20 protein-coding genes and 3 pseudogenes are annotated in these 25,023 nt (G+C 40.2%); 14 read left to right on the top strand and 9 right to left on the bottom strand.

Translation table 11 applies throughout. The features are described from left to right. Positions 1–64 precede the first annotated feature (64 nt). The gene (locus ACFE93_RS08835) at positions 65–1,642 is read left to right on the top strand and encodes an NAD(P)H-quinone oxidoreductase subunit 4 (RefSeq protein ID WP_375472953.1); all 1,578 of its coding nucleotides are present in this window, start codon (positions 65–67) and stop codon (positions 1,640–1,642) included. Positions 1,643–2,240: 598 nt separating this feature from the next. After that, positions 2,241–2,963, top strand: coding sequence for a Uma2 family endonuclease (locus ACFE93_RS08840; RefSeq protein WP_375472969.1), 723 nt, complete (start codon positions 2,241–2,243; stop codon positions 2,961–2,963). A gap of 311 nt (positions 2,964–3,274) precedes the next feature. On the opposite strand, the pseudogene ACFE93_RS08845 reads toward ACFE93_RS08840, so the two are convergent. Beyond that, a pseudogene (locus ACFE93_RS08845) lies at positions 3,275–3,592 on the bottom strand (DUF433 domain-containing protein); the annotation flags it as partial. Positions 3,593–3,742: 150 nt separating this feature from the next. Between ACFE93_RS08845 and ACFE93_RS08850 the strand changes: the two are divergent. From ACFE93_RS08850 to ACFE93_RS08860, 3 genes and pseudogenes are all read left to right on the top strand, one after another. After that, positions 3,743–4,365: pseudogene (locus tag ACFE93_RS08850) on the top strand (hypothetical protein); the annotation flags it as partial. 209 nt (positions 4,366–4,574) lie between these two features. Next, positions 4,575–4,808, top strand: a complete 234-nt coding sequence (locus ACFE93_RS08855) for a DUF433 domain-containing protein (RefSeq protein ID WP_375472954.1) — start codon at positions 4,575–4,577, stop codon at positions 4,806–4,808. Continuing rightward, a complete protein-coding gene (locus ACFE93_RS08860) occupies positions 4,805–5,146 on the top strand; it encodes a DUF5615 family PIN-like protein (RefSeq protein WP_375472955.1) in 342 nt (113 codons plus the stop codon). Before ACFE93_RS08855 ends, ACFE93_RS08860 begins: the two co-directional genes overlap by 4 nt. A 68-nt stretch (positions 5,147–5,214) precedes the next feature. On the opposite strand, the gene ACFE93_RS08865 is transcribed toward ACFE93_RS08860, so the two are convergent. The 6 genes from ACFE93_RS08865 to ACFE93_RS08890 all read right to left on the bottom strand — a co-directional run bounded on the left by ACFE93_RS08865 (position 5,215) and on the right by ACFE93_RS08890 (position 9,859). Continuing rightward, positions 5,215–5,451, bottom strand: a complete 237-nt coding sequence (locus ACFE93_RS08865) for a type II toxin-antitoxin system HicB family antitoxin (RefSeq protein WP_375472956.1) — start codon at positions 5,449–5,451, stop codon at positions 5,215–5,217. 148 nt (positions 5,452–5,599) lie between these two features. Then, the gene (locus tag ACFE93_RS08870; protein WP_375472957.1) at positions 5,600–7,585 is read right to left on the bottom strand and encodes an AAA family ATPase; all 1,986 of its coding nucleotides are present in this window, start codon (positions 7,583–7,585) and stop codon (positions 5,600–5,602) included. Between the two features lie 28 nt (positions 7,586–7,613). Next, the gene (locus ACFE93_RS08875; RefSeq protein ID WP_375472958.1) at positions 7,614–7,808 is read right to left on the bottom strand and encodes a hypothetical protein; all 195 of its coding nucleotides are present in this window, start codon (positions 7,806–7,808) and stop codon (positions 7,614–7,616) included. Then, positions 7,805–8,011, bottom strand: coding sequence for a DUF433 domain-containing protein (locus ACFE93_RS08880; protein ID WP_375472959.1), 207 nt, complete (start codon positions 8,009–8,011; stop codon positions 7,805–7,807). The genes ACFE93_RS08875 and ACFE93_RS08880 overlap by 4 nt, the downstream gene beginning before the upstream one ends. Before the next feature lie 13 nt (positions 8,012–8,024). Then, the gene (locus tag ACFE93_RS08885; protein ID WP_375472960.1) at positions 8,025–8,303 is read right to left on the bottom strand and encodes a LapA family protein; all 279 of its coding nucleotides are present in this window, start codon (positions 8,301–8,303) and stop codon (positions 8,025–8,027) included. Positions 8,304–8,434: 131 nt separating this feature from the next. Beyond that, a complete protein-coding gene (locus tag ACFE93_RS08890; RefSeq protein ID WP_375472961.1) occupies positions 8,435–9,859 on the bottom strand; it encodes a phosphoglucomutase/phosphomannomutase family protein in 1,425 nt (474 codons plus the stop codon). A 146-nt stretch (positions 9,860–10,005) separates the two neighbouring features. Between ACFE93_RS08890 and ACFE93_RS08895 the strand changes: the two are divergent. The 5 genes and pseudogenes from ACFE93_RS08895 to ACFE93_RS08915 all read left to right on the top strand — a co-directional run bounded on the left by ACFE93_RS08895 (position 10,006) and on the right by ACFE93_RS08915 (position 13,957). Further along, positions 10,006–10,860, top strand: a pseudogene (locus ACFE93_RS08895) (PD-(D/E)XK nuclease family protein). 679 nt (positions 10,861–11,539) lie between these two features. Further along, on the top strand, positions 11,540–11,989 hold the full coding sequence (locus tag ACFE93_RS08900; protein WP_375472962.1) for an SUKH-3 domain-containing protein: 450 nt from the start codon (positions 11,540–11,542) through the stop codon (positions 11,987–11,989). A 100-nt stretch (positions 11,990–12,089) separates the two neighbouring features. Next, positions 12,090–12,413 (top strand): hypothetical protein, encoded by a 324-nt coding sequence (locus tag ACFE93_RS08905; RefSeq protein WP_104906945.1) that lies wholly within the window; start codon positions 12,090–12,092, stop codon positions 12,411–12,413. A gap of 76 nt (positions 12,414–12,489) precedes the next feature. Beyond that, positions 12,490–13,188 (top strand): hypothetical protein, encoded by a 699-nt coding sequence (locus ACFE93_RS08910; RefSeq protein ID WP_375472963.1) that lies wholly within the window; start codon positions 12,490–12,492, stop codon positions 13,186–13,188. Positions 13,189–13,261: 73 nt separating this feature from the next. After that, positions 13,262–13,957: a hypothetical protein gene (locus tag ACFE93_RS08915; protein ID WP_375472964.1), complete on the top strand. Its 696-nt coding sequence runs from the start codon at positions 13,262–13,264 to the stop codon at positions 13,955–13,957. 88 nt (positions 13,958–14,045) lie between these two features. Here the strand turns inward: ACFE93_RS08915 and ACFE93_RS08920 are convergent, their stop codons facing one another. Beyond that, positions 14,046–15,716: a transglutaminase domain-containing protein gene (locus tag ACFE93_RS08920; RefSeq protein WP_375472965.1), complete on the bottom strand. Its 1,671-nt coding sequence runs from the start codon at positions 15,714–15,716 to the stop codon at positions 14,046–14,048. A gap of 438 nt (positions 15,717–16,154) precedes the next feature. Here ACFE93_RS08920 and ACFE93_RS08925 point away from each other — a divergent pair, with 438 nt between their 5' ends. From ACFE93_RS08925 to ACFE93_RS08935, 3 genes are all read left to right on the top strand, one after another. After that, complete coding sequence (locus tag ACFE93_RS08925) at positions 16,155–19,037, top strand: cation-translocating P-type ATPase (protein WP_375472970.1); 2,883 nt, start codon at positions 16,155–16,157, stop codon at positions 19,035–19,037. 113 nt (positions 19,038–19,150) lie between these two features. Then, positions 19,151–20,275 (top strand): DNA replication/repair protein RecF, encoded by a 1,125-nt coding sequence (recF, locus tag ACFE93_RS08930; RefSeq protein ID WP_375472966.1) that lies wholly within the window; start codon positions 19,151–19,153, stop codon positions 20,273–20,275. Positions 20,276–20,326: 51 nt separating this feature from the next. Next, positions 20,327–21,088 carry a serine protease gene (locus ACFE93_RS08935; protein ID WP_375472971.1) on the top strand — a complete coding sequence of 254 codons (762 nt, stop codon included), beginning with the start codon at positions 20,327–20,329 and terminating at the stop codon, positions 21,086–21,088. Positions 21,089–21,397: 309 nt separating this feature from the next. On the opposite strand, the gene ACFE93_RS08940 is transcribed toward ACFE93_RS08935, so the two are convergent. Next, the gene (locus ACFE93_RS08940) at positions 21,398–21,871 is read right to left on the bottom strand and encodes an MgtC/SapB family protein (RefSeq protein WP_375472967.1); all 474 of its coding nucleotides are present in this window, start codon (positions 21,869–21,871) and stop codon (positions 21,398–21,400) included. Positions 21,872–22,584: 713 nt separating this feature from the next. Between ACFE93_RS08940 and ACFE93_RS08945 the strand changes: the two genes are divergently transcribed. Beyond that, entirely contained in the window at positions 22,585–24,933 is a 2,349-nt protein-coding gene (locus ACFE93_RS08945; RefSeq protein ID WP_375472968.1) for a putative PEP-binding protein, read from the top strand. Positions 24,934–25,023: the final 90 nt, after the last annotated feature.

The raw sequence follows: 25,023 nt of genomic DNA on the forward strand, positions 1-25,023 counted from the left end.
AAAGCTGTTACTTAATAACTAGTGACTTTTTGCCAAACATGATTTTGATAGCAGACGAATTGTGATGAATACAGCTAATTTCCCGTGGCTGACGACGATTATTCTGTTTCCGATAGCGGCGTCGCTACTTCTTCCCATCATCCCTGACAAAGAAGGCAAAACAGTGCGCTGGTACTCCCTGATCGTGGGGCTGATAGATTTTGCACTAATTGTTTACGCTTTTTATACTGGGTATGATTTTTCCAATCCAGATTTGCAGTTAGTGGAGAGTTACCCCTGGGTACCACAATTGGGTTTGAATTGGTCAGTAGGGGCAGATGGCTTGTCCATGCCCCTAATTATTTTGACTGGATTCATTACTACGCTGGCGATTTTAGCAGCTTGGCCTGTTACCTTCAAGCCGAAGCTATTTTACTTCTTGATTTTGGCGATGTATGGCGGTCAGATTGCCGTGTTCGCTGTCCAGGATATGCTGTTGTTTTTCCTGGTCTGGGAACTGGAACTAGTACCGATATACTTTCTGCTGTCGATTTGGGGAGGCAAAAGGCGGCAATATGCAGCAACCAAATTTATTTTATACACCGCTGGCGGTTCGCTGTTTATTTTGCTGTCTGCCCTGACAATGGGATTTTACGGCGATACGGTGACATTCGATATGCGATCGCTCGCCTTAAAAGATTTCGCCCTCAATTTCCAACTTGCCCTCTATGCTGGCTTCCTGATTGCTTACGCCGTCAAGTTGCCGATTATTCCCTTGCACACCTGGCTACCTGATGCCCACGGTGAAGCTACAGCCCCAGTACACATGTTATTGGCAGGTATTCTCTTGAAAATGGGCGGTTACGCCTTAGTTCGGATGAATGCCCAAATGCTCCCTGATGCCCACGCTTATTTTGCACCAGTGTTCGTAGTTTTGGGGGTAGTTAATATCATCTACGCTGCCTTGACATCCTTTGCCCAACGTAACCTGAAGCGAAAAATTGCCTACTCCTCAATTTCTCACATGGGCTTTGTGATGATTGGTATCGCCTCCTTCACCGATTTGGGATTGAGTGGGGCAGTATTACAAATGGTTTCCCACGGGTTAATTGGGGCAAGTTTGTTCTTCCTTGTAGGAGCAACTTACGATCGCACACACACCCTGATGTTGGATGAAATGGGCGGTGTTGCTAAGAGAATGCCGAAGATTTTCGCTATGTTCACCACCTGTTCAATGGCTTCTTTGGCATTGCCAGGGATGAGCGGTTTCGTGGCAGAATTAATGGTATTTGTGGGCTTTGCTACTAGCGATGCTTATAGCTCTACCTTCAAAGTTATCGTGGTGTTTTTGATGGCAGTGGGAGTGATTTTAACTCCGATTTATCTGCTGTCGATGTTGCGAGAAATTTTTTACGGTAAAGAGAACGAGGAATTAGTTTCTCACCAAGCTTTGATAGATGCCGAACCCCGTGAAGTATTTATCATTGCCTGTTTGTTAATTCCAATTATTGGTATTGGTTTCTATCCAAAATTGCTGACTCAGATGTACGACGCTACAACTGTACAATTGACCGCAAGATTGCGTGATTCCGTGCCGACATTAGCACAGCAAAAAGACGATGCACTAAAGGTTTCTTTGAGTGCGCCTCAAATCGCTAATTAAGTTGCGAGTTTAAATATTGATTACTTTGAGGGCGGGTTTTGTACCTGCCCTTTTTATTACTCACTCGTAATTTTTAATTCTGTAAAGTAAAAAACAAATCATCGACCTGAGTTAAAAAATTTTGCATTGGTAAATGATGAGATGCAATACGGTTGGCTTTGTGAAAAATTGTAGGTTGGGTTGCGCTTTGCTTGGGGAAAATAAGCTTATATAATTTATTTTCAAGGACTATCAAAATCAGCGCGATCGCTAACATTGATCATATCATTTGTCATTTGCCCAAAGTAGCATCAAATTCTGGATAGAGTCGCAACATTTGTAGTAGCTAGTTTACAACTTTACCAAATTGGAATCTCAACCAAAATCCACCCTTTTTTGCTATTGTCAGTTAGACACTCTAGTAGTCAGTACCGAAAAAACATTTATTTAATAGAAATATTTTACATTTATGAGTACAGAAGTACTGATAAGCAAGACACAAGGCGATGTCTACGACAGGCTACGCCTACGCTAAAAATGGTTTTTGATTTTTGCTATGCGATCGCACATCAATAGATTACGTACAATTTATCTAGAATCAGATTTAGCAAAACCGCTCATGTTAAACTACGATCCACTGCATTGTTTGCCATCTTCCGAAGAATTACCCGACTCAGATGATACTGCTGTGGATAATGAACTCCAAAATTTAATTCCCGGCTTGCTAAAAACGATACTAGCTTTAGTTTGGTGCGATCGCTGGGATTGGTTTTTTGGTGTTGATATGGGTATTTATTATCACCCAGACAAACCGGCCATTGTCCCTGATGGGTTTCTCAGCTTAGGAGTTAAACGCTTCATTGATGAGGACTTACGCCTGAGTTATGTACTGTGGGAAGAAAATAAACTGCCAATTTTAGCGCTAGAAGTTGTTTCCCAAATATATCGAGAAGAATATAACATCAAGAAAGAATTTTATGCCAAAGAATTAGGAATTTTGTACTACGTTGTGTATAGTCCCCTTCGGTGTAAAAAGTCGCCTTTGGAAGTGTATCGCTTAGTTGATGGGGAATATATCTTAATGTCAGGAAATCCTGTTTGGCTACCAGAAATTGGTTTAGGAATTGGGCAGGAACGGGGAATTTATCAAGGTATAGTGCGGGAGTGGCTGTACTGGTATGACGAAGAAGGGCAAAGATTCCTGACACCAGAAGAACGCATCAGGGAAGCGGAAGAACTCGCAGCTTTTGAAGAACAGCAACGTGTCGCAGCAGAACAACAGGTGAAAATGTTAATTGAAAGGTTGAATGCGCTAGGTGTCGATCCAGAAACTTTGGCTTGAAATTTTGATTGCTCTGGTTAAAGGAGAAAATAAATCTATTTTTTGCAATAAAGTAATAATGTTCATTTGATTCCCTCTCTCTGTATCCATTCAGTTATCCATCCAGGTTTGCAAGTCGGCAATCGCTCAACGCTCAAGACAAGTCCATCTAAAACTAGATTAATGCCCCGCAGCTTGAGCAAGAAAAGTATGTTGTTTGCTCGGTGCATTAGCGTGGTTGCTTCAGCTTCTTCCAGGCATGGGCCAAAAACTAAACTTTTGCCATCGTCGTAATCAGTACCGACTACATACCACCACTGCACTTGCTCAAACTCATTTTTTCGGATTGCTTCTTCAATTTCCGTAGGGTGAGCATTTGCATAAGCCCAAGCATTTACTAAGTCAGCAGCAATCAGATCAGGATAATCGACTAAAAGTTGTGCTTCACTGATACCAAAACGACGAGATTCTATCAGTAGCCAAACTGAGATGTGAGTATTTGCAATACAGGCATCACCGCCACATACACCAGGAGTTTTTCTAATTCCATGTGAACTTTGACTTAAGGTTTGGGTCAAAATCTGTATGGCTTCAGCCTTCTCGGTAGGAGTTAATGCTAGGAGTTGTGTTTCTAATTCTTTGAGGGTCATAGATTAACTAAATTTCGCAACTTTCTCTGCCTTAACGTTAATTAGCTTGCTGGTTAGGGAATTATATATAAAGTAACTCATAGCTTGATAGTACAAATAGGAAAAGCTTGTTGCTAAACAAATTCGGTTACAAAAATATTCATCAAAAATATGGAAGTTAAATTAGGATTTGGACAAACCCCAAGACCTCAATATGTTTTTGTTAGCAGAGAACCTGATCATTGTTGGTATATACTTGCAGAAGATAGAAGACGCATACCAATTAATGAAAAAGCTTTGACTGGAGTGATAACAGGAATAGAAGTTAATAAAAAAGTTAAAACTACGTTTAATGAAGTTGAAAAAAATGATTTATATATTTTGGCGGACAAACCTTATATAATCCGTTCAGGAAGTGAATCTTACTTTTCTAAAAGTTTGTTATTATCTTTAGATATCCTTACTTCTGAGCAACTGCGTAATCCACTGACGATCGCTGTTAGCCCAGGGAATAGTAATGTAGTTTTTTGTAATATTTACGATCCAGTCAGTTATCGCTCTATAGGTGTTAGCTGGGATGGACATAGGAAAATTGACTGGCAAACTCTAGGGCAAAAAGTAAGTTTAAAAATTAACGAGAATCATAATTTAAATCAAGAACAAATACAAATACCTACCAATAAAATACCTGTGAATTCAATAATTGTTTGATAGCTCAAAGTGACACATATTTAGCCCAATTAAATTGGACTCCAGAGCAGGGAAGGGATTATTTGCAGCAGAAATATGGCAAGTGATCGCGTCTACAACTTACTGATACAGAAATTCTAGACTTCATTGATTACCTAAAGCTACAAGTAACCTAAAATTGCCCAACTTAGCTGCTGTTGTATTAGTGTGCGATGACTGCGATTGCCCTTTTGCTACACCCAGCTGCTAGGCTGGAATAATTGCGATCGCAGAATTAGAGTTAAATAAAAGTACCTGATATTAAAATACTTGCATGAACTCAAGGGTTGATTTGTTGACTCGCATTACTCAAACTCCTGGTCAGTGTGGTGGTCGTCCTTGTATTCGAGGCATGAGAATTCGTGTGACTGACATTTTAGAAATGTTGGCTGAGAATGTCAGTGTTTCTGAGATTTTAGAGGATTTTCCCGATCTCGAACTCGAAGATATCCAAGCCTGTCTATTGTTTGCAGCACGGCGAACAGACTTTCCTCGACTGATAGCATGAAAATTTGGATTGATGCTCAGTTGCCTCCCACATTAGCACTTTGGCTGACTGAGATTTTTGACATAGAGGCTACTGCCCTACGAGAGTTTGGATTACGAGATGCTAAAGATGTGGAAATTTTTGAGGCAGCACGAGTTGCCAAGGCGGTAATCATGACCAAAGACAGCGATTTTGTTGACTTGGCCTGTCGGTTAGGAATACCACCTCAAATCCTTTGGCTGACCTGTGGGAATGTCACAAATCGCAATTTGCAGCGGCTACTTGCTATCACTTTACCTGATGCAATAGAACGACTGCGGCAAGGAGAAGCAATTGTAGAAATTAGCAGTAGTTCATGAGTAAATTGCTCAACTCATAACAGTGACACCGGGAAAATCAACTGTGACTATATCACCGGGATTGAATGTCAGTAAACTGTCTCTTCACTTTCAGGGAAAATTGAAGCTGCGTACTGAAACGAGAATGATCCTAAATCAAGGTGATCTTCTCGTTGACTGGCAACTTCTAACCAAACTGGAATCGCATCTTGCAGCATTTCTAATAGATGTTCGTAGCTGTCTCCCCAAGTGTGACATCCTGGTAGGGAAGGTACAGAACCACACCACACACTGTCTTCTTGCCAGATAACTGCTTTAATTTTCATCGCCAATCATCTCCACAAGATTGCGACTAATATTCTAGCGTCAAGCCGAGTGCGAGCACTTGTCCATTGCATTGAGCTGTTAGCCTCCCAAAGGTGCGATGATAATGCGCTCGCATTAGTGTATAAATTATATTCACAAATCCTACTTTTATGAGCATAATATTTGTTCAATTATCTCAAATATTTTCTCAAACTCAATTATTTCAAACTCTTTAAAACCATCTTTATCATTATAAATATTATTTGCAAAATTACTTTTGGATAAAGCTACTAAGTTCCCAGTGTCATTTTGAATTTTATCTACATCTTGGTCATATATTTTTTTATCATATTCTTCATTTAGTTTAGGATTATTTAATGCATTAATATGCTTTTCTACTGATTTATTGGTCGCACTTTGTTTAGTAACAATATCGATTTCATTAGAAAAATAAAGTTTTTTTCCTAAGTTATCTATAGTTTTAATTTCGTCATCTTTATAATAAAATTCAATAGAAATATTTGAATACTTTATTCTATGTGATGGAACTGGTATACAAAAAGAAAAAACATTATTACCCCAATCCCTAAATATGTTATTGCCATTGGCTTTTTTTATAATATCCTGACTATCTCTATCAAAAACAAATATTACTTTTTTCTCATGTAGTGTTTTGGCAAATTGTTCGCACATTTTAATTAATTCACCATCTCCCATTTGTATTTCATTTTCATATTCCAGAAATTCTACATCTAGTTGCTTAAATTTTCCTTGTTTCTGTAATTTTATTAATGCTGTTTTTAGATGCTTCCAATCAGTCTTTCCCTCTGTGATAATTCTTGGCTTTCTCAATACTAATATTTCTTGACTAAGAGTCTTATATAAAGTCTTAAATTGCTCATTTTTTTCAACAAATATGTCATATGCTTTTTGAAATTCGCTAAACTCTGTAATTGTGATTTCATTACCTATAGGTAAATCAATTAGTTTAACTTGATTATTATAAACTGCGTCTAATCCTAAAATAAAAAACGGAGAATGGGTAGTAATAATAAATTGTATTTTAGGAAATAACTTTAATAACTGTGGAAGTATTTCTTTTTGTAGTTCTATATGAAGATGTAAATCTATTTCATCTATTAATACAATTCCTGATATATTAGATGTGTCATGAGCTTGAGTATTATTAATATAATCATATTCTTCGAGGATTGAAGCAAATAATGCTAATAGCATTATTTCTCCTGAAGAAAGATGAGAAAATGAAGGTGATATATTTATTTCATTTTCATTTTCATTTTTTATTATTATAGCTATATTTCTTTGATTTTTTTCACTTACGCCTATTCTAACATGCTCAATATTTTTATTTTTTACTTTGTAAATTATTGTTAGTAATTTATTAATCAGTTCAAGTATATCCGTATTCTTGCCAGAATAACCTAACCATAATTGTTCCACCAAGCCTAATGGTGTAATTCTTGGCTGGATTCTTTTTTCATAAATTGCTTGATCTAGTAAAAGATTTAAAATCCATGCTTCTATCTTTTTCAAAACATTGTTTTTTACTATATTCCTATCGGATACTCCTACAATTTTTTCCGAAAATTGAAAATCAATGTTAGCACTCTTCCCTAACCATGCCGGGTTTTCATATCTAGTTGGTGGAAAATATAAAAAAATATTATTTTCTAAAGTTTCTTTAACTTCATTTATTGGAGATGTTTTTTTATAAAAACCATGTTCTTGGAATATGTTTTCATTAACATCAAAATTCAAAAATACTTTTGCCGAATAATTTGAATTAAATGCAGAAAATGACAAATTAGTAACTAATTCTGTATAACTTAATATTTTGCCATGTGTTTCAAAATCAATATTTACATAACTAAAGTCTTTATAAGCTTTTATATAATCCTTTTTGCCTTTTTTGAAAAAGTGATTTTCTTCTACTTCCTGTAATTTACCATATTTACTTCTTTTTAGTTCTATAATTCCATCAACAATAAAGGATAATATTAAGGTTTTACCTGTACCATTTTTACCAAGAAATATTAGGGGAGGGATTGGATAGGAATTGTTATCAAGTTCAAAATTTAAGCTTATATTATCTATAGGGCCGTAATTCTGAATCTGTAAATTTTTAATATACATTTAAGTCTGTCACTCACTTTTTATGATTTTAGTTTAAATTGCCAATTAACCCGGTACCAGGATTGAAAGCTAACACTAAAACTGCTGAGAGTTGAATTGATTGGAATATTAAAAATTTTAACGATACTAGTATTAAGTTTTGAAGATGCCAGCGATGCGATCGCAATAATTGGGCTGTCTGTTCAATCCACAAATTAAAATCTGCTTTATAAGTTGCGCTCATAGCCGTTCTCGATCAGCCACATAGCTTAGGCAAGCCAAAATATCCTCTTGTGTCAAGTAAGAAAAGTCATTAAGCACTTCCTCGTAGGTCATCCCAGAGGCAAGATAAGATAAAACATCGTATACAGTAATTCGCATTCCTCGAATACAAGGCTTACCACCTCGTTTTCCTGGTTCGATTGTAATAATGTTTTGGTACTGCACAGCTATTCAAACCTTAAAAATCTTCATCATCAACAAAAAATTCGGCATCGTCTTCCAATCTAGAATTACCCTGTCTAATACCAGCAAGTCCCCACAGAGGTTGCAGCACTGCCATGCCAATTAACCCGACAACGGCACTAAAAGCTAACACCAAACCCATTGGTATCTGAATCGATTGGAATGTTAAGAATTTTAACGATACAGGTGTGGCATTTTGGACTGAAATAATTGCGATCGCGATTACCCAAATCGCTACAACTAGAGATGTCAAAAAAGGAGCAAGAGTTTTCATACTTTGATTGAAGTGAGAAGTTAGCAGTTATATTTTGCTCAAAAAGAGAAATCAGGAGTTAAGAATTGTAAATTAATAATTCTTAACTCCTAATTCATAACTCTTAACTTTTAATTCCTAACTCTGACAGATTAAACTGCTACTGCCTCTAATTTAGTAATGGCACTTTCTAACTCTTGGGCGATTTTGGTGAGTTTTTCGGGAGTGTTGGTTTCTAGGTAGACGCGTACCAGTGGTTCTGTACCAGAAGGACGTAGTAAAACCCAGCTACCTTCTTCTAAATAGAGCTTAATCCCGTCTTTACGCCCCACTTCCTTGACTTTAATGCCTGCTACCTCTGTAGGTGGATTTTTAGTAAAGGAGTCGATGACGGCGGTTTTGTGCGCCTCTGTGAGGTGCAAGTCTAGGCGGTTGTTATAAAGTGGGCCATCGGCTTCGGCGATCGCTTCTTTGACAAGTTGACTTAACGGTTTGCCTTCATAAGCGATCGCTTCTGCCACCAGCATATCGGCTAATACTCCGTCTTTTTCAGGAATATGCCCAATAACACTCAAACCACCTGATTCCTCTCCACCGATTAATACGGCAGTTTCGCGCATTTTTTCGCCGATGTATTTAAAACCAACTGCTGTTTCGTAAATTTGCAGCCCATTTTTAGCAGCGAAATTATCCAACAGGTGGGTGGTAGCGACAGTGCGGACTATCGCGCCAGTTTTACCTTTGTTTTTGATTAAATGACGTGCTAGGAGTAGCAGCACAGTATTCGGAGTCAGGACGTTTCCTTGTTCATCAACGATACCAAAGCGATCGCTATCTCCATCCGTTGCCAAGCCCAAATCAGCTTGATCGCGAACTACTGCTTCCACTAACTCAACTAATTGTTCTCCTTTGGGTTCTGGCATTCCACCCCCAAATAACACATCTCTCCAATCGTGGAAACTTTCTAACTGAACGCCACTATGTTGCAAAACTTCATCTAAATAGCCGCGAGAGGTAGAATACAAAGCATCGTACTTCACCTTTAAATTAGCGCTTTTGATCTTTTCTACATCAAGTAGAGTGTAGATAAATTGCAGATAATCTGGTTTGGGATCGAAAATTGAAATTGAACCTGATGGGTTGCTCCCAGGCAACTCATCCGATGCACCTTCTATATTTGCCACAATAGTATCAGTAATCTCTGGAGTGGCGGGCCCAGCATAATCGGGTATATATTTAATTCCACAGTAGGGTGCTGGATTATGGCTAGCAGTAAACATTAACGCCCCAGCGGAATTTAGGTGACGGGCATTGTAGGCAATTACTGGTGTGGGACAATCCCGATCGGTAATTTTCACAGTCCAACCCAAGTCTGCTAGTACTTGGGCCGCTGTTTGGGCAAACTGGTCAGCTAAAAAGCGAGTATCGTAGGCAATAAGTACTGGTCTATCTTTTGTGTAGGCTGTTTCTAAGTAAGTGGCGATTGCCCTTGTTACTTTTCTCACGTTGGGAAAAGTAAAGTCATCGGCAATAATCCCTCGCCATCCATCGGTACCAAATTTTATCTTGCTAGACATTTTTGCCACTTGCTCCGGTACATTATCAGTACTATAAAAGCTTCCCGCAAAGCGTGTGTAGCAGCAAGTATCCTCCGAAGTTCTTTTCTAAGGAAGCCTTAGCTTAAACTTCTCCCCATCGTATTTTCTCTCACTGTTTCTGAGCAATGTCAACCCCCGATCGACCTTTTGCCAGTTATCACCTTTGGTCTCTAGTTGCCCCAGCGACTGGGCAAGAACGCTGGCATTGCCAGATGAGACGGGGGTTTATCAAAGCACGGCAACACGAACCACAAGTCAAAGCGCTTTTAACGCAAGCCACCGCGCCCCAGCGGATTGGCATACTAGCGCAAAAAGGCATTTATGAGTTTCATCATCACAGGTATCTGTTGAAGCAAGCAGATGGCGTAGAAAGAGTTGCCCAGCTACTGAAATTAGGCAACTCAAGCGTTCAAGTCCAGCAACGCGTGCTGCAAATTTTGCAAAAATATCACGATGCTCCGTTGCTTTTGGATAAAGATATTATCCAATTGACTCCGGGTGATGAAGGCTTTCCCAAACCGATAGTAGTTGAACAAGAAGATTATTGCTTTCGCTTATACGCGGCTATGGACTGCGTTTTTATTGAGTCTGATAGCACTTTACATATTTTGGATTTCAAAACTGGTAAGTCCGCTTTTGACAAACGACAGGCATTAGTTTACTTGTTAGCTGCTCGTTATCTTTACCCTGGACGGGAAGCTGTTGCATCATTTTATAATTTAGAAATATGTAAAAAATCAGAGTTAATTAGTATTAACAATAGTGAGTTAGAATCATTAAAGTTTGAGTTAGCGAATATTGCCCATAAGCACCAGCACGATTTGCAAAAATATCAGCAATAAACTACTAATTTTAGTAAAATATTTCCTCCTAATCCTGGTTCTCACTGCCGTTTTTGTCCATTTAATTCCATCTGTGAGTTTGCCGATTTTAAGCAGCATCAATCATCTCCATTACCTAGTTTAAGAGTTAATAGCTAATAGGGAAAGGGAGAAATAATTTACAATGTTCGCTTTTCGTAGACATCGTATTCCAAGTAAACACCTGAAAATATTGTCTGATAAGTATTTATAATCATGAACTTTAATGTGTCTGATTTACGTTTTTATATTCTTAAATATCTAATAAACATCCGCTAAATCCTCGTATTTTTACAGGGCAAACGCATCTAAAGTATAAGAATCCTTTAATAGCAAGGGTTTCGGCGTTTTTAAATTTAGCCTATTTTTTCGTCAATATCCTTGTTCAGCAAGGGTTTCAGAAATACCGTGCGTTCGCCCTGCGTATTTTTACTGACCTCATTCTCCACTCATGTCAGACAACCTAGATGTAAATTGTACCCATGTTTATCTTTGGTTGTGAGGACTTAAAACCAGTGCTATTAAAGACAAAGAAAAGTATATCTAAATTATTTGTAATTTGGACTCTTCTTTTACTTTTTATCCTTGAAGGAGTTTTCCCTAGTCAATGAGGCGCCATTAGATGGAGCCAACATGAGGGATTTAGAAGTCCATACGGTTAGGACTAAATCAGGTCAAGCATATCCCCGATGTAGAAATTGCTGAAAAACTATTGATGGTGCAAATGTGACTAGCGACCCCTAGCCCGTTGATTAATTAATGACAAACAACTTGGACATAGGAAAAGAAACAATTACTTATGGTAGTATTTTCAGTAGAAACAAGAGAATTGCTACAGCAGGCAGGATGGAGCGAAGACCGTTGTGTGAATACAAGCGAATACGAGAAAAGCTTGCAGTCAGAAGGGTATCCTATTCATGCAGTTGTAGTGGATTTTCTAAGGCAGTTTGGGGGCTTACGAGTGGTACACCCACATCATCGCCTTAGAGAAGAAAAGGACGAATTTTACATTAATCCAACGGTTACTGCTTCACATATCTATCCTGAAAGGGTTGAAGATTACAGTGAGCGGGTAGGTGCTCCGCTTTGCATAATCGGCGAGGCTTTCAGCTATCATATGACTTTAGTGATGGCTCAAGATGGTAAAGTATACGCAGGCTACGATGACACATTGATTCATGTAGGGAACTCTGGAATTGATGCCATTGAAGCCCTTTGCCGCGGAAGGGATATGCCAGAAGTACCTTGACACAAAGCCTAGTTTTGGTTCAGAGGAAGCGGGTAGTGGCAGAAGCAAAGTATCGCAGCTATAGCTTTGCAATAGAGATATCCTTTGGGGCTAAATTAATATGCCAGACGATTACCATTTACTTAAACTTGGTGGTTTGACATCGCTAATTACAAGTGTAAATGTGTCTCTATGGGGAAACGAAGTATCAGTTGAATGTGTGTACGATCCTACCGAGGATCGCTTGCCTTATGTGCTAGTTTTTCAGGAGTGTCATGACATAAGGTGGAGTGTGCATGACTCAGAGGAAGTACATGAACTAGAAGCTGATCTCATCGGCTTTTCTATCGGTGCAGAATCCCATAAGAAAGCTGCTGTAATTACCACAGACATCTTTGAACTATCTATAATTTACGGCAGTTTTGTTCTTCAAAAAAATCGGTAATAAGCAGAGAATAGTAAGGTGTGTTATGCCGTAGCCTAACATACCCGACTCGCTAAATTAAATTGGAGTAATCAATATGAGGAATCTATCTAGACTTCTCCAAGATATTAAAGAAAATCCAGTCATGTATATAGATAAGCCATCAATTACTCACCTTAGTTCCTTTGTAAGTGGGTGGTATTTCAGTCAAATAAATCACTTCGGATTCAATCCAGAAGGTTACCCAATGCAAGGATTTGACGAGTGGATGCAAGAAAGAGCAAAAACTACAGTTTCACGATCATGGACTGAGATAATTCTGTTTCTTTGTCGGACTGAGAGAAATGCCTTCTACAGATTTTTTGAAGAATATGAGCAGTTTCTAAAACACAAAGATGATTCCAAAATTCCAGAAAGTGAAGAAAAAGCTAGCCCTACTGAAGATAATTCAAAGTTTCGTCAATTTGATATTTACAACGATATTCTAAAGGGCATAAAGAAAAGACCGGGTATGTACTTAAGAATTAGTCCAATCACAGAACTAGATATGCTTTTGCGAGGATATAGTCTGTCTCGAAGAGAAGTTGGCGTATCTCCAAGCGAGCCAGAAAGGGAATTTGAGGGGTTTCAATCATGGATTGAAGAAAAATATGGAATTAACTCAGGTCAGTCATGGTCTAAAATAATTCTTTTCTATTCTGTAGACGAGTATGAGGCATTACATAAATTTTTTGAATTGTTTGAAGAATACTTGAATAGGAATAAGAGTTTAGAAGTAGACGAAATTAGTGGTTAAGCAGGGAGTATTAAAGTGCATTAGCTTACGTCATAACACACCCCAGTCCCTAAATTAAATTGAAGTAATCAATATGATGAATCTTTCTACGCTTCTCCAAAAGATTAAAGAAAATCCCGTCATGTATATAGATAAGCCATCAATTACTTGCCTTGATTTTTTTGTAGGTGGGTATTTAAGTCAACTAAGTAACTTAGGATTAACTCCAGAAGGCTACCCAATGGAAGGATTTCAAGAATGGATACAAGAAGGAGAAAAAACTAATCTTTCAATATCATGGGCCGAAATACTTATATTTTCCTGTGGTGGTAGCGATAGAAATGCTTTCTATATTTTTTTTGAACTATTTGAAAAGTTTAGAAAACAGAAAAATCAGTCAAAAACTCAAGAAAGTGAAGACATTTTAAGGCTTCATCAGGATTTGATGTTTCCTGGGTTTGATATTTACAACGAGATTCCAAGTAATATAAAGAAAAGACCAGGAATGTATTTAGGCAGAAGTTCAATTACTAGACTTGATATGCTTCTGCGAGGATATAGTCTGGCTCGAAGAGAAGTTGGCGTACCTCCAACCGAGCCAGAAAGGGAATTTGACGGGTTTCAATCATGGATTGAAGAAAAATATGGAATTAACTCAAGTCAGTCATGGGCTAAGATAATCCTTTTCTATTCTGTAGATGAGCATGAGGCACTACAGAAATTTTTTGAATTGTTTGAAGAATACTTGAATAAGAACAAGAGTTCAGAAGTAGACGAAAATTGTGGTTAAAAAGAGAGTATTAAGGTGCGTTAGCCTACGGCATTAACACACCCTACTCACTTTCTCATCGTCTTTCCCGAATTCCCAATACCCTAATTTAAAAAGGTGGTAATTCTTTAAGAATTGTGAACCGAATATGATTAATCGCCAAATCACCGATGGGGATATCTTGTTTGGTTAGCCGCGCACCTTGACTTGTCACGGTTTCAAAGGTGATGCCTTTGCCAATTTCAATGTGATACCAGCATAAGCCCATAAAAAAGCGCGTCGGATAAGGGCCACCTTCAGCTACATCGTCAGGATTTGATTCCATTGGCAACCAGCCAAAATTCGGGACGTAGAACTCCAACCAAACATGATTAAAGTCAGGTTGTAGCGGTACTCCTTGTAAGTCACTATGGGCAGGACATTTGTACCTACCTACGGTGCGGCAAGGGATGCCATTTAAACGAGATAGGGCAAGTAAAACACCGACATATTCGCCACAGGAACCAACGCCCCGTTCTAAAACTGTATCTGGCGCATCAATGTAAGGTTTAATACCGTAGGATAACTCATCATAAACATAGTTGCGGATGCTGTGCATTTTCCGCAGCACATTGGTTTCAGAACCAATCGCTTCTCTGGCAGAACGGCGAACAATGGTAGTATCCATTGCTAAATCGTCGTCATCCACTAGGTAGCGTGTTTGTAATTCTGGGGATATTTTAGGTATATTTTCTACATCTTTGGGTGTTATACGATACTTAATACCTCGAACTTCCAAAAGTGCTTTCCAGCCAAATATATGCCGTTCTCCTGGTGCAAGAGAATCAAATTTAAAGACTGCTACACGTTGCCCCTCTATCACTTCTTCAGTAAAAGGTATACCAATAGGTTCAACGTGTTTCACCTTTTGACGCTCAGTTTCCGATGGTAGGGCGATGCGCCATTCCACATCAGGTAAATAAACCTCGTCTAGAGGTGCAATTTCCTCTGCGTATGACATTTCAATCAGATAGCCATTGGAAAGGGCGTAACGCTTATCTGGCTGGTAATGATAATACAGAGGATGAATAAAAGTGCGATCGCGGAATGTTAGCTCATGACTCGGATCGGCATTGGGGTTATCCCGAATATAAGGCTCCTCTGAGGCGTAGGCAACGTAAATACTTTCTTTGCCTGTTTCGGCATTTTTATGTATCGTTATGCCTGTGGGACATTCAAAGGGTGTCAGGACGCTGAATTGCAGCTCTCCCGTGGCTCTGTCCATCGCGTAAACTGATTGTTCAATGCGATCGCAAATCCAGAGCATTTCTTGGTTGACTGCCAAATTCTCTATCCCAACTCCAGGGGCATAAAATTTAGTAATCTCTTTTCGCGTTTCCCGGTCAAAAACCAGGATGTAGCCCAGCCTTTGACAACTGATATAAACTGTTGTTTCCCAAACAGCAACGCCATCAGCTGCATAAGGCAATGTTACAAAATGTTCCAGATCCAAAGCATTGAGCTTGCACAAATAAACACTATTTTCTCGGCTTACCCACAGGGTATCATCCCACACCGCTAGACCAGTGACATCGATAAATTCTTCAACTTGATGGGGATTGAGAATTTTGCTGTTGTCAGAGGTGGGATCGATCTCCAGTAGATGCCCTTTAATACTGTCAATGGCAATCAGTCTATCTTTAATGAAAGTAATGCCACACAGGGCAGCAGCAGTAAGCGGTCGAATTGTTCTTTGCCCAAACATCTGGCTAACGGTCAAAGTGGGGAGTGCAAAACTCATAAAACCTTATGGTAAGTGTAAAAAACCCTCACCTTTAGGTAGGGGAGGAAACATGACTCAAACGGTTTTAGCGTGGTAACACCAATTGCTTGAGATGGAAAAATCCTAGTCGAGCAATGGCTCACCCGATTGGGGTGGATGAAGAGTGCTGAGTTAAAAGACTGCCCACAATGGGCGTTGCTCTTACCAAGTACATCAATTAGTGGTTCTCGATCGCCACGTTTACGCGAGGTACTAATAATTATCGGTACAATATGTTCCGATAAACTCTTTCGTGAGAAATAATACTATGTCAAAAGAGGAGGAATTTACAAATATTAAGAATTACATATACACTCATACAACTGGGCGATCGGCTTAATGTAACTTTAGAAGATGGAATTCCTGCCATCACTAAATTATGATCGAATTTTGTAACCATTTGCTGTGACCTACACGATGTCTGCTAATTCTCTGCCTGAAGGTGCCGCCGTTTGGCATAGTTTAGAAGTTGATAAAGCGCTAGACCTGCTTGATAGTAACGCAGACAGCGGCTTAACACCCCAAGAAATTCAACAGAGATTAAAAAAATACGGCCCCAATGAGCTTGAAGAAACTGCTGGCCGTAGTGCTTGGGAAATTCTGCTGGATCAGTTCAAGAACATTATGTTGTTGATGCTGATTGGCGTAGCTCTCATTTCTGGGTTTCTAGACCTGATGGCTTTGCGGGAGGGTCGTTTGAAGCCTGGTGAAGTGCCATTCAAAGATACCATCGCTATCTTAGCAATTGTCATCCTCAATGGCATACTCGGCTATGTCCAAGAAAGTCGTGCCGAAAAAGCATTGGCAGCTCTGAAAAAAATGACCTCTCCCCTAGTGCGGGTAATCCGCGACGGCAGACTGGTGGAGATAGCAGCCAAGGAACTAGTTCCAGGGGATGTAATGCAGCTGGAAGCTGGGATGCAGATAGCCGCAGATGGACGCTTGATAGAAGAGTCTAATTTACAAGTGTGTGAGTCGGCATTGACTGGTGAAGCGGAAGCGGTGAATAAACAGGCATCACTAAAATTGCCAGAGGAAACATCATTAGGCGATCGCCTCAATGTCGTCTTTCAAGGAACTGAAGTAGTCCAAGGACGAGCCAAGGTTCTGGTAACTAACATCGGCATGACTACAGAACTGGGTAAAATTGCCACCATGTTGCAGGCGGTGGAAAGCGAACCTACGCCTTTACAGCAGCGGATGACTCAACTGGGCAATGTCCTGGTTACGGGTTCTTTGATTCTTGTGGCGATCGTCGTCGCTGGCGGTGTGATCAAGGACGGAGGTTTTAAAAACATCCAAGAACTCTTGGAAGTTTCCTTGAGTATGGCAGTTGCTGTAGTGCCAGAAGGTTTACCAGCTGTAATTACCGTCACCTTGGCACTGGGAACCCAGCGAATGGTGCGCCAAAATGCCTTGATTCGCAAATTGCCAGCAGTGGAAACGTTGGGTTCTGTAACTACCATCTGTTCTGATAAAACCGGCACCCTGACTCAAAATAAAATGGTGGTGCAATCGATTTCCACCAATAATAAAACTTTTCGCGTCATCGGCGAAGGTTATGCCCCTACAGGAGACTTTCAGTTCAATGGTCACAAAATTTCCCTAGAAGAATTTCCAGAAATCTCCGCGTTATCAGTCGCCTGTGCTATTTGTAATGATTCCGTATTGCAAAAAGAACAAGGTGAATGGGCAATTTTAGGAGATCCGACAGAAGGAGCATTACTTACCCTGGCGGGAAAAGCCGGAATTGAAAAAGACCAGTGGAACAGTAAGTTACCTCGCGTTGCGGAGTTTCCCTTTTCCTCGGAACGGAAGCGGATGAGCGCGATCGCTCAGGTGGAGGGAGTCGCCACAGGTGAAGCATTTTCGAGAGGCGTTGACCCTGCGATCGCCAGTTTTCTGCAATCGGAACCTTATTTAATGTTTACCAAAGGTTCTCCAGAGTTAATCCTGGCACGTTGCACTCAGATTCATTTGGGTAATGACACAGGCCGCTTGACCGAAGAACAACGCCAGAAAATTTTGGCAGAAAATGACCAAATGGCGAGTAAAGGTTTACGGGTGCTAGGTTTTGCCTATAAACCCCTGGTGGAGATTCCCCCAGAAGGTTCAGACGAAACATCTGAGCAAGGCTTGGTATGGTTGGGATTGGTGGGAATGCTAGATGCGCCACGCCCAGAAGTCAGGGCAGCTGTGCAAGAGTGTCGAGATGCAGGCATTCGCCCAGTGATGATTACTGGCGACCACCAATTAACAGCACGAGCGATCGCTACCGATTTGGGAATTGCCCAAGAAGGCGATGCCCCCGGCAACCCCTCCGGTGTACGTGTCCTCACAGGTCAAGAATTGCAACGGATGACTGACCAGGAATTAGAGCAAAACGTTGACCTGGTGAGCATCTATGCCAGAGTTTCTCCAGAACACAAACTGCGAATTGTCCAAGCACTGCAACGCCGGGGTAGATTTGTGGCGATGACAGGCGATGGTGTCAACGATGCTCCAGCCCTCAAACAAGCCGACATCGGTATTGCAATGGGTATTACTGGCACTGATGTCAGTAAAGAAGCCAGCGACATGGTGTTACTTGATGACAACTTCGCTACCATTGTCAGCGCTACCAAGGAAGGCAGAGTTGTTTACACCAACATCCGCCGCTTTATTAAATACATCTTGGGCAGTAATATTGGTGAAGTTCTCACAATTGCAGCCGCCCCCTTAATTGGTTTGGGAGGCGTTCCCCTGACTCCCTTACAAATTTTGTGGATGAACTTGGTGACAGACGGTTTACCAGCCTTGGCATTAGCTGTGGAACCTCCAGAACCAGATGTCATGCAACGTCCGCCTTTTAGTCCCCGCGAAAGTATTTTCGCTAGGGGATTGGGTTCTTATATGATTCGCATTGGTATCATCTTTGCCATTATCAGTATTGCCTTGATGTGGTGGGCTTATCAACATACCCATGCTGCCGGGTATCAGGGAAATCCCGAAGCTTGGAAAACAATGGTATTTACTACCTTGTGTATTGCCCAAATGGGTCATGCGATCGCCATTCGCTCCAACAACCGACTGACCATCGAGATGAATCCCTTCTCCAATATCTTTGTACTAGCGGCTGTTGTCGTCACCACGATTTTGCAGCTGATGCTAGTTTACGTCCCGCCTCTGCGAGATTTCTTTGGTACTCATTACTTGAATATGCAAGAATTGGGGGTTTGTATTGGTTTCAGTGCTTTAATGTTTGTCTGGATTGAAGCGGAAAAGATATTCTTGCGGATTATGGGCAAGAAGGCCGTTTGAAAAAGTGAGGAGTTATGAGTGAAGAGTTATGAGTTACTAAGATATGAGTTTTCAATTCCTAACTCCTAACTCCTAACTCCTAACTCTTACCTCCTCGCTCCTAACTTTTCCCTATGTACCTAAAAACTCTAAACCTCCGACAATTTCGCAATTATCAAGACCAAAATGTTGAGTTTACTGCTGCCAAAACAATTTTGGTAGGTAATAACGCTCAGGGAAAGTCGAATTTGTTGGAGGCGGTGGAGTTACTGGCGACATTGCGATCGCACCGCATGACCCGTGATCGCGATTTAGTTCAAGAAGGGGAAGCCATAGCCCAAATTAATGCCACCCTTGAGCGACAAACAGGTGTTAGCGACCTAACCTTAACCCTGCGCCGTAATGGTCGCCGTAGCGTTGCTCTCAATGGCGAATCGATCCGCCGTCAAATGGATTTTCTTGGCATTCTCAATGCAGTTCAATTTTCCAGCTTGGATTTAGATTTAGTACGCGGCGGCCCCGAAGGTCGCCGCAACTGGTTAGATACACTATTAATTCAACTTGAACCAGTTTATGCTCACATTTTGCAGCAGTATAACCATGTGTTACGCCAACGCAATGCCTTTTTAAAACGCCATGTAGAAACGTTGGATGCAGCGTCTTTACAATCAGAACTAGCGCTGTGGGATGCACAGTTAGCTACTACAGGAACTAGGGTAATTAGACGACGCGATCGTGCTATCCAAAGATTAGCTCCCATTGCTACCACCTGGCACGGCAGTATCAGTGGCAGTACAGAAATTCTGCAAATCAAGTACGTGCCGAATATTCCTTTAGAGGATAACCAGCCAGAAGAAGTACAGCAAGCTTTTTTAGGAAAAATTCAGCAGCGAGCCGTTGCTGAAATGCACCAAGGCACTACCCTTGTTGGCCCCCACCGAGACGAAATAGAATTAACCATTAACCAGACACCCGCTCGTCAATATGGTTCTCAAGGTCAGCAACGAACGCTGGTTCTAGCCTTAAAATTAGCTGAATTACAATTAATTGAAGAAGTCGTCAAAGAGCCACCATTACTATTACTTGATGATGTTCTTGCCGAACTAGATTTATCTCGCCAAAATCAATTGCTTGATGCCATTCAAGACCGCTTTCAAACCCTGATTACTACCACTCACTTGGGTTCTTTTGATTCCCAGTGGTTGAAGTCATCCCAAATTATTTTCGTGAAAGCAGGAGAATTAACAATTAAAAATTAACAATTAAAAATTTATTTAAATAGGACTTACAAAGGTAAAGGAACAGGTATCATAATTGCCCGAGATGGTTACACGCATTATGTGCTAACTTCTAAGCACGTTGTTGTTATTGCACCTGGTAAAGATATACAGCTTCCGAAAGATTTAAGACCTGACGAGAAAAATCTAACAAATCAAGAAGATCCGTATAAGGTTGTAGTCTATGATGGGCAAAATTATCAAGAATATGAAATTAAATATGAAGAAGTGGAAGAAGACCCCAATTTTGATCTAGCAATCATCAAATTTGATAGTCAAAGTCAAGGTAAAAAATATCCAACTGCTAAGTTAACAACATCTCCTGTATCGCAAAACCAAACTGTTTATGTATATGGATTGAAAGATTGTTTTAACAAACAGAGACAAGAAAAAGAGGAATTTAATAAAGGAACCGTACTATCAACTAGTAAAGTCTCAACTTTTGATGAAGGCTATAGTATAAATTACAGTAATCCGACGATTACAGGAATGAGCGGTAGCCCGGTTTTAGATACAGCAGGGCGAGTTGTAGCTATTCATGGGAAACCAGATAAAAAGAATAAGGATAAAGAATATCAATTTCAAAAATGCCCTAATTTAACTTCCTATTACGGTAATAACTATGGTATTTCAATGCAAGCTTTTAAAGATTCAAGCCTAGCTACAAAATTAGCAGAAAAATTGGCATTTGACGACAAACCTATTGAGGTTGATTTAACTCAAAATAACAAAACCAACAACAAGCCACCAAGTCAACCCTTAAACTCTCCACGCTTCATACGGTCTAAACATTAGTTGGGAAGTTAGAAATTTGATAGTTGTAGGAGCCAGCAAGAAGAAATGCTTCCATCTACCAAGTTGTCTTAAAAATCAATTTAGACCCTGTTTCCAAAAGACTGCTATTTCAGTTTTTTGGCTAAGTTCGCTAAACGAGTAATGCTAGAGCGAATATTACCTGCTTCTTTGCGACTTTTTAGCCGTTTTTTGGCTTCTTTTATTACTTGCTTCATGACTGAATCTTTTTCTTTGCACTCCAGTCATTTTGAACTGTATTGATTTAAAGATATTTTCATCTGGGGATTTATAGCGTTCATCTGTATGCCTCTACTCTGATTTTTTTTGATGTTTTTCAAACCTTTTAAAAACGTTGAGAACTAAAAAAGTCAGCATAGCACTGATTAATCCTAACTGCCATAAACCACAGCCAGCAGCAATTCCCAATGCAGATGAAACCCAAATAGCCGCTGCTGAGGTGAGTCCGTGAATTTCAAGTTGCTGTGATTCTTGGGAAGATTGGCGTACAATTTCTCCAGCACCAAGAAATCCTACACCAGCTGCAATCCCTTGAATCACGCGGCTAAGTGCATCAGGACTAGCAGCTTGCAGTCCTCCTGTTTGCATGATTATCAAGATAAATAAGGCTGAACCTAAACTCACCAGCATGTGAGTTCTTAAACCAGCTGGTTTGCGCCTAATTTGGCGTTCTAAGCCAATGATTGCTCCAATAAGCAATGCAGTACATAGCCGAAAGCTGATATTCAGCCAATCATCAGTTGCAAGGTAGTAAGTGTTTGCCAATGTTTAGTCTGATCTGGAGAATTCTATATACTAAGTTAAATCGTAATATTTTTATAAAAGTAGTACAAAACTATTCTAATGTTTTATTAATGCAGTTTAATCCAATGGGTGTAGTGCAATAGCCTATCTCATATTTGGATTCTATCAATTCAGTAATGGTTTTGAAACTGAGAATTAATATTTTCCATTATTAGGATTATTTTTCAATAAAATATTATTCTAATTAATGAATGGAGATTTGCATTGTTAAATTGTGGTAGCGATCGTAATGTGGGCAAACTACATGAATTTTAAGTTTATTAAATAGTTTTTTGGCTATTTAAAATGACTTAGCTACAGAATTATACCTTAAATTGTTAGATTTAACCCATACACTCAACAATTAAATATGATACGGCTATGTACAAATCGAGCAAATCAGCTATACAGCGTATTTAAAGTTACTGAAGTACACAACAATTCGTCTCAAAGCCAGGTATAAAGCCTGTTTTACTTCTGACTCCTGTTAGCGCAGCAGGGCACAGCCCATTCTGAATTCTGCTGTCAGGAGTCTCTACCTCCTGTATTCTGCTTCAAAACCCGTAACTTTGTAATTCATGCAAAAGAAAACTGCTGTAAGTCCTAAGTACTTTCTATTCAGAATTCAGTGGATTAACCTGATAACATACCAAAAAGAAATTGCTGTGGCTACAAATAGACAACTAACAAATTGAGTGAATAAACTCTACTGGCTAGATCAAATTAAACTACAAGACCGCGCCAAAGTAGGTGACAAAGCCTTTTACTTGAGCAAAATTATCCAGCGTGGCTATACGGTGATGCCTGGTTTTGTAATTTCGGCGGAAATTTTGCGACAATTTCTCGAAAATCTCAATAGTTCAGAATCATTAGTCGCTGACTTACCTTATTCTTCATTACACCTGGATGTAACTAATTGGCGTCAACTTCAGCAGGTGGCTAGTCGCTTGCGCCAAGAAATTCTGACTGCAACTGTGGCACAGCAGTGGGTGAATACAATTTTCCAAGCAGCTAGAGAATGGCAAACTAGCTGTTTGATTCTTCGGCCAACTTTGGCAGTATCGACTGCTAACCCAAATATGAAGAATATATCGGGTTTGCTGGAGTCGGTATTTTGTCAGTGCGAACCGGAAGCGATCGCACTGGCTCTAAAGCGTACCTGGAGCCAGATATTTCGAGCCAGAAGTCTATTATATTGGCAGCACTCAGGAATAAATCTCCAACAAATTAATCTCGCAGTTTTGGTGCAACCTGTTGAGAATGCGATCGCCAGTGGCTCGCTCACAGCCAACTCCTCTGGCTGGGAAATTGAAGCTACTTGGGGATTAGGAATTGCGACAGATCTTGGCGAAGTACAGCCAGATATTTACTACATTCAACCGGAAACTGGAGTTGTTCTTGAGCAACAACTGGGCAATAAAATGCTGGCTTATGGTGTTGATGATGCAGCGCCTAAAGTTTTTTCGCAACCTGTGCCGAACTCAGCACTAACACCAGATCACACTTGTCTGATTACCTATATACTTCCAGAAGCCCAACAAAAACAGTACTCTTTACAAGAAGAATACTTACAACAGATAATTGCTCTGGGAACTCAACTGGTAAGTGAACTAGGTAAAACCTTTACCATTAAATGGACTATCGCCGGGCAAACTACATCTGGAAAGCTTTACATCACACAAGTTAGTTCTTCGCAATCTATAATTCCCCACTCACACTTCATTCGGGGACTAGGGGCAGCCGGGGGACGTGTTGCAGCCACTGCGCTAGTAATTACCAATCCGCAACAGAAACCAGAACAATTACCGAAGGGAGTAATTTTAGTAGTACCAACGATTACACCTGATTGGTTGCCATTATTGCAACAAGTTGGTGGTATTATCACAGAACAAGGGGGATTAACCAGTCACGCGGCAATTCTAGCTAGAGAATTAGGTATCACAGCAGTAGTAAACGCAACATCTGCCACAACTTTAATCCAAACTGGCGAACGATTGCTGCTTGATGGCGACAGAGGAGAAGTTTATCGCATCAAAGGAGACTTAAAGGAGGAGATGGACAAAGGCAGAGAAGAAAATCTTCTTTCCTCCCATCACCTTAACCTAAAAGCACCTCATGCTTCTTTTACGTCTCATCTACCTATGATTGCTACCCAATTGCTGGTTAACTTGAGTCAGTCCACTTTAATAGAACAAGTACAAAACCTGCCTGTGGATGGAGTCGGATTGTTGCGTTCCGAATTGATGGTACTAAATATATTGAACGGGCAACATCCCAATAGTTGGATTTTAAGCGGGCGTCAGGCAGAATTGTTAGAGCTATGGTCTGAGCAGATTATGCAATTTGCCCGTGCCTTTGCACCAAGACCAGTTTTTTATCGTTCTTTAGATTGGCGATCGCAGGATTTACCATCATTGAGTGATAGTTTACAATCTTCGCCCCAGTCGATGTTGGGCGAACGTGGCACCTTTAGCTACTTACAAAATCCCGCAGTCTTTGAGCTAGAACTGAAAGCTTTAGGGAGTGTACAGCAAGCTGGCTACACCAATGTAAACCTGCTGTTGCCCTTTGTGCGGACTGTAGAAGAATTTGTCTTTTGCCGTCGCAAAGTTGAGCAAGCTTTTTTAACCGAGGTGGTGCAGTTTCAATTGTGGATGATGGCAGAAGTGCCAAGTGTCTTGTTTTTATTACCAGAATATGTTGTCGCAGGTGTGGCAGGAATTTCTATTGGTACAAATGACCTGACCCAATTATTGCTAGGAGTGGATCGAGAACAAGGACAGCTAGCAAAAGTATTTAATGAACGTCATCCAGCAGTTATGGGTGCGATCGCTCAACTGATCCAAATGGCTAAAAGTGCCGGGATACCTTGTTCAATCTGCGGTCAAGCACCAGCCCTCTATCCAGAAATTATTGATAAGTTAGTGGAATGGGGTATTACTTCCATTTCCGTTGAACCGGAAGCAATCGAGCGAACATATCAAGCGATCGCTCGTGCTGAACAACGTCTAATTTTAGCAGCAGCAAGACGAAAACTTAATTAGTTATAAGTTATAAATTAATTGCTTACTGCCAATTTATTTACAGCAATTTTCAGGTAATTGAACCACAAAATCGGGTAAACTGGGAGTAAA

Origin of the sequence: uncultured Nostoc sp., from assembly GCF_964247315.1 — a bacterium.
Taxonomy (GTDB): Bacteria; Cyanobacteriota; Cyanobacteriia; order Cyanobacteriales; family Nostocaceae; genus Nostoc.

Excerpts from the sequence above, each read along its gene's own strand:
- ACFE93_RS08905 (WP_104906945.1), top strand. The coding sequence starts at position 12,090 with ATGCCAGACGATTACCATTTACTTAAACTTGGTGGTTTGACATCGCTA.
- ACFE93_RS08900 (WP_375472962.1), top strand. The coding sequence starts at position 11,540 with ATGGTAGTATTTTCAGTAGAAACAAGAGAATTGCTACAGCAGGCAGGA.
- ACFE93_RS08885 (WP_375472960.1), bottom strand. The coding sequence starts at position 8,303 with ATGAAAACTCTTGCTCCTTTTTTGACATCTCTAGTTGTAGCGATTTGG.
- ACFE93_RS08925 (WP_375472970.1), top strand. The coding sequence starts at position 16,155 with ATGTCTGCTAATTCTCTGCCTGAAGGTGCCGCCGTTTGGCATAGTTTA.
- ACFE93_RS08890 (WP_375472961.1), bottom strand. The coding sequence starts at position 9,859 with ATGTCTAGCAAGATAAAATTTGGTACCGATGGATGGCGAGGGATTATT.
- ACFE93_RS08855 (WP_375472954.1), top strand. The coding sequence starts at position 4,575 with ATGAACTCAAGGGTTGATTTGTTGACTCGCATTACTCAAACTCCTGGT.
- ACFE93_RS08870 (WP_375472957.1), bottom strand. The coding sequence starts at position 7,585 with ATGTATATTAAAAATTTACAGATTCAGAATTACGGCCCTATAGATAAT.
- ACFE93_RS08865 (WP_375472956.1), bottom strand. The coding sequence starts at position 5,451 with ATGAAAATTAAAGCAGTTATCTGGCAAGAAGACAGTGTGTGGTGTGGT.
- ACFE93_RS08910 (WP_375472963.1), top strand. The coding sequence starts at position 12,490 with ATGAGGAATCTATCTAGACTTCTCCAAGATATTAAAGAAAATCCAGTC.
- ACFE93_RS08840 (WP_375472969.1), top strand. The coding sequence starts at position 2,241 with ATGTTAAACTACGATCCACTGCATTGTTTGCCATCTTCCGAAGAATTA.
- recF (WP_375472966.1), top strand. The coding sequence starts at position 19,151 with ATGTACCTAAAAACTCTAAACCTCCGACAATTTCGCAATTATCAAGAC.
- ACFE93_RS08915 (WP_375472964.1), top strand. The coding sequence starts at position 13,262 with ATGATGAATCTTTCTACGCTTCTCCAAAAGATTAAAGAAAATCCCGTC.
- ACFE93_RS08875 (WP_375472958.1), bottom strand. The coding sequence starts at position 7,808 with ATGAGCGCAACTTATAAAGCAGATTTTAATTTGTGGATTGAACAGACA.
- ACFE93_RS08860 (WP_375472955.1), top strand. The coding sequence starts at position 4,805 with ATGAAAATTTGGATTGATGCTCAGTTGCCTCCCACATTAGCACTTTGG.
- ACFE93_RS08835 (WP_375472953.1), top strand. The coding sequence starts at position 65 with ATGAATACAGCTAATTTCCCGTGGCTGACGACGATTATTCTGTTTCCG.
- ACFE93_RS08920 (WP_375472965.1), bottom strand. The coding sequence starts at position 15,716 with ATGAGTTTTGCACTCCCCACTTTGACCGTTAGCCAGATGTTTGGGCAA.